Raw genomic sequence first — 4,115 nt, 5'->3', positions numbered from 1 at the left:
GAAGAGATCCGGGAGGGCGCCCATGTGTATGCCCAGAGCAGAAAAGACGGAAAAGACGGCATCTGCTATATTGTCATCAACAACAGTAAAACAGAGGACACACTGGTGGAGGCACCTGCCTGCAGAAGATATACTCTGGAAGCAGACGCGCTCAGAAGTCAGGAAGCAAAGCTCAACGGCAAAGTGCTGAAAAGGATGGATACCCTTCCGAACTTGCCGAAAAGGCGCTGCATCCGGTACGCTGACATTAAAACCCTGTACCGTTACTTTCCTGGTGACAGACAGATAAAAATTTCCCGCAGGAACAGCGGACTTTGTATCTTCCGATACGGTCCCTGCTTCTGCGGGAATAGTTTATTTTAGGGCTGCCCCGATCATTTTCAAAACGGGTAAATCACAGCGGCCACTGTTCTTCCAGCTCGATGGGAGACCTGGCACTTCCCAGCTTTTCCGCGGTGCCGTTATGGCAGTTGTACAGATAATATCTGCTGCGGTTGTCCGCTTTCGAGGTAATGTGGCGCCACTCGTTCAGTTACGTATTGCTAAGGTTAATTCTGAAGTTCCTGGGTCTTGAACCAGCACCTACGCACTCGCCATCGAGGATGCCGGCTGCTTCATGCTGGAATTCGAGGCGGTACCGGCGAAGATCGCTAAGGTGATCTTCCGAACAGCTGACAATTCCGACGATCGGTATCGGCGCAGGCGCCGGCTGCGACGGTCAGATCCTTCTCTGCTACGATCTGCTCGGCGTGTTCACCGACTTCAAGCCGAAGTTCACCAAGCGCTACGCCAAGCTTACTGAAGTCGCCGTCGAAGGCATCGAGCGCTACGCGGCAGAGGTGCGAACCGGCGCCTCTCCTGACGACGACCATTCTTACACTGTCAAGGACGACGAATACGACAAGTTCCTCTCGCTGGTCGCCAAGCGCCGGCATGTGTGAATGCAACGTGCCGCCCGACATTGCCGGGCGACGCAACATTAAGCCTCAGAGATCCGCCAGCCGGATCCACACCCCTACAGCAATGGCGAAAGCGGCGCCTGCCGCGACGATGGCTGCGCTAGGACGGCCGCCGACGATCTGCGAAGCCACAAGGAGCCAGAGAGCGAAGCAGCCAAAGGCGATGACGAAGCCGCCGACGAGCGAGGCGATGTTGCGTTGGCGCGGCGGCGGCTTGCTGCCCTGTTTTAAGGTCCCGAACGGTGATCGGCATGAGCGTCACTCCGCCAGAACGGTCGGACGGGTGACGTCGGCGCTGGAGCGTACTTTCGGAAGGTCCTTGCGGACGAAGCGCGTCTCGTAACCGTTGAACAAGGTGCCGAGCAGGCCGCGTTGGACGTCACTCGTCCCGAACAGCCAATCCGCGAACGGATAGGTCAGGTTCATGTTCTTGTTCATCATGATCGCTGTGTCGTGGTGAGCGATATGATGACGCCGGATCGTGTTGATGAAGGGTATGTGCTTGATGATCCGGTCGTCGCGGACGTGGCAGCACCAGTGGAAGAACTCGTAGTTCATGTACATGCCGGCGGCCGACGCCACGAGGATCAGCGCCGCATTCGTCGACCAAACGAGACTGACGCCATAGGCCATTGCGCTGGCCATCACGAGAAACGCAATCTCGGCATAGGGCGGGAAGAACACGATGCGATAATCCTTGGTCGTGTCGTGGAACGGCTCGAGCTCGGTGAAGAACTTGGCGATGGCGCAGCCTGTGTCGCTTGTAGATCCCCATGAAGCCGGGGCGTGGGCGATGCATGACCTGGGCATGCAGGAACCACTCGAAGACGTTTGCAAAAATCACGACGACCGGAATAACCAGCAACTCTAGCCAGCTCGGCGCATGAATGTTCTGGACGCAATACCAAAGCGCCGCGCCGCCAATCAAGAATATGAGTGCGACGTGCACGATCCCATCGTAGAGCGCGGCGATCTGCGCGCGATAAGCAGCGCGAAAGGCTTCTTGGCGAGCCGTCATCATGGAACTGTCCTCCTGTCGGATCTTATACCGCTTATAACATACTGCTGATATGTCAGCAAACGGCAATAATAAGTTTTGCCAGAGCGGCGTCGATCTCGGCGCCGTCCATGCGCCACGCATTATCGAGATGCGCCACCACGGCGGTCATGAACAACTCGCTGAGCGCCAACGCCTTCGCGTCGTCCGCGAGGTGATCAGCCAACAGCGCCAGGGCGAGTTGGCGCGGCCCCGGGCCGGCGTAGGTCCATTGAAGCCCATCTTCGAAAAGATCGTGACCTCGTACTTTGGTGGCAGCGGTTCGCCGTCGACGGTGACGATGGCGCCGCTCAAGCCACGCTCGCCTTCATAGACTTTCATGCAATCATCCTCAGGCAGCGATTTCTTCGAGGGCGCGTCCGCGCGTTTCCTCGCCGAGAACCAGGACGACCAGCGCCGCCAGCACAAAGGCTCCAGCGCCGAGCGTGAAGACGCCGCCGGTTTGCCCACTCAGCGGCAACACAAGGCCGATGACATAGGGTCCGAGTAGCGAGCCGAGCCGCCCGATCGCAGACGCAAAGCCTGCACCGGTCGCGCGGATGCGGGTGGGGTAGAGTTCGGGTGTGTAGGCGTAAAGCACCGACCACATACCGAACTGGCAGAACTGCATGCAGAGGCCAAAGCCGATCAGCGCGCCGACGGTGGCGGAGGTCCCGTAGAAATAGGCCGCCATGGCGCTGCCGAGCAGCATGCCGATCAGTGTCGCCTTGCGGCCGATCCTCTCGAGAAGCCATGCCGCAGTCAGAAAGCCGGGAACGCCGGCGAGCGAGATGAGGACGGTATAAAACACCGACTTCGTAACTGCGAAACCCTTCTGCTGGAGAAGCGCGCCGAGCCATGTCGTTAATCCATAGAAGCCGAGCAGCGCGAAGAACCACAGGCACCACAGCATGATCGTGCGCTTGCGCTGAGCTCCGGCGAAGAGCGCCGGGAAGCCGCCTGCGGTCGATGCGGGCAGCGTGACGAAAGGTTTTGGCGTCGGCAACACGGTGCCGGCTGGAAGGCGCCGTTGTACCTGCGCCTCGAGATGCCGGCCATAACCCGCTCGGCGTCGGCCGTATGACCGCGGGCAGCGAGCCGTCGCGGCAATTCCGGCACCTTGCGGCGCACGACTAGGACGAAAATTGCCGGCAAGCCTTCAATGATGAAGACCCAGGCTCGACATCCTCGTCAACAACGCCGGGATCACCGCCGACCGCTCGGTGCTCAAGATGGCGGACGACGACTGGCGCCGCGTGATCGACGTCAACCTGTCCGGGGCCTTCTACCTGTCCCAGGCCGCGCTCATCCACATGCTGGAGCGGGGCAGCGGCCGCATCGTCATGATCTCGTCGGTGATCGGCGAGATGGGCAACATCGGACAGGTCAACTACGCCGCGGCGAAGTCGGGCCTGTTCGGGCTCACCAAGACCCTCGCCGGGAGGCCGCCATGCAGCTGCAGCGCTCCCGGTCGTACGGACGGCGTCGGCATTACGGTTAACACCGTGACGCCCGGGTTCATCGAGACCGAGATGCTCGGCAGCGTGCCCGACAAGGTGCTCGACGGGATCCGCGCGCGGGTGCCGCTCGGTCGCCTCGGCCAGCCCGACGAGATCGCCCGCGTCGTCCACTTCCTCGCTGCGGACGCCTCGTCCTACATCACCGGCCAGGTGTGGGGCGTGAACGGGGGCCTGGACATGTAGCCCGTCCCTCGGCGGCCACCGGCCCACCGCCAGCACGTCTGGACCGCATCCCAACCCGAGCAAGTGAGGCGACACGTGTTCAAGCGCATCGCGGTGGTCAACCGCGCCGAGCCGGCGGTCCGACTGATCCGGGCGGTGCGGAGAGCCGAACGCGGAGCACGGCTACGGCATCCGGGTCATCGCTCTGCACACCGAGGCCGAGCGGCGGGCCCGGTTCGTGCGGGCGGCCGACGAGGCCATCGTGCTGCACCGGACGGGGACGGCCAGCCCGTACCTCGACCACGGCGCGCGCCGGCGACGAGCTCGGCCGGGCGCTGCAGGCGAGCCGCGCCGATGCCGCCTGGGTGGGGTGGGGCTTCGTCGCCGAGGACCCGGCGTTCGCCGAGCTGTGCGCGAGCCTCGGCGTCGTCTTCGTAG

5 protein-coding genes and 2 pseudogenes are annotated in these 4,115 nt (G+C 62.0%); 4 read left to right on the top strand and 3 right to left on the bottom strand.

Annotated elements, in window-relative coordinates; all coding sequences use genetic code 11:
* Both ACVBEG_RS27325 and ACVBEG_RS27320 read left to right on the top strand, forming a co-directional pair.
* A partial coding sequence (locus tag ACVBEG_RS27325) for a hypothetical protein (RefSeq protein WP_447108567.1) occupies window positions 1-363 on the top strand: 363 nt, incomplete at its 5' end.
* 308 nt (window positions 364-671) lie between these two features.
* On the top strand, window positions 672-941 hold the full coding sequence (locus ACVBEG_RS27320; protein WP_447108568.1) for a 3-methyl-2-oxobutanoate hydroxymethyltransferase: 270 nt from the start codon (window positions 672-674) through the stop codon (window positions 939-941).
* Window positions 942-1,217: 276 nt separating this feature from the next.
* On the opposite strand, the gene ACVBEG_RS27315 is transcribed toward ACVBEG_RS27320, so the two are convergent.
* From ACVBEG_RS27315 to ACVBEG_RS27305, 3 genes and pseudogenes are all read right to left on the bottom strand, one after another.
* Window positions 1,218-1,769, bottom strand: coding sequence for a hypothetical protein (locus tag ACVBEG_RS27315; RefSeq protein WP_447108566.1), 552 nt, complete (start codon window positions 1,767-1,769; stop codon window positions 1,218-1,220).
* A 263-nt stretch (window positions 1,770-2,032) separates the two neighbouring features.
* Window positions 2,033-2,254 (bottom strand): annotated as a pseudogene (locus ACVBEG_RS27310) (DUF6166 domain-containing protein); the annotation flags it as partial.
* Between the two features lie 93 nt (window positions 2,255-2,347).
* Window positions 2,348-3,168: pseudogene (locus ACVBEG_RS27305) on the bottom strand (MFS transporter); the annotation flags it as partial.
* A 59-nt stretch (window positions 3,169-3,227) separates the two neighbouring features.
* Here ACVBEG_RS27305 and ACVBEG_RS27300 point away from each other — a divergent pair.
* Together ACVBEG_RS27300 and ACVBEG_RS27295 are read left to right on the top strand one after the other, a co-directional pair.
* Window positions 3,228-3,698, top strand: coding sequence for an SDR family oxidoreductase (locus ACVBEG_RS27300; RefSeq protein ID WP_447108565.1), 471 nt, complete (start codon window positions 3,228-3,230; stop codon window positions 3,696-3,698).
* The coding region (locus ACVBEG_RS27295) for a biotin carboxylase N-terminal domain-containing protein (RefSeq protein ID WP_447108564.1) at window positions 3,668-4,115 on the top strand (448 nt) is incomplete at its 3' end. The genes ACVBEG_RS27300 and ACVBEG_RS27295, both read left to right, overlap by 31 nt.

This window comes from Pseudomonas sp. GG8, assembly GCF_052976945.1.
This window is presented reverse-complemented; position numbering and strand designations above follow the sequence as displayed.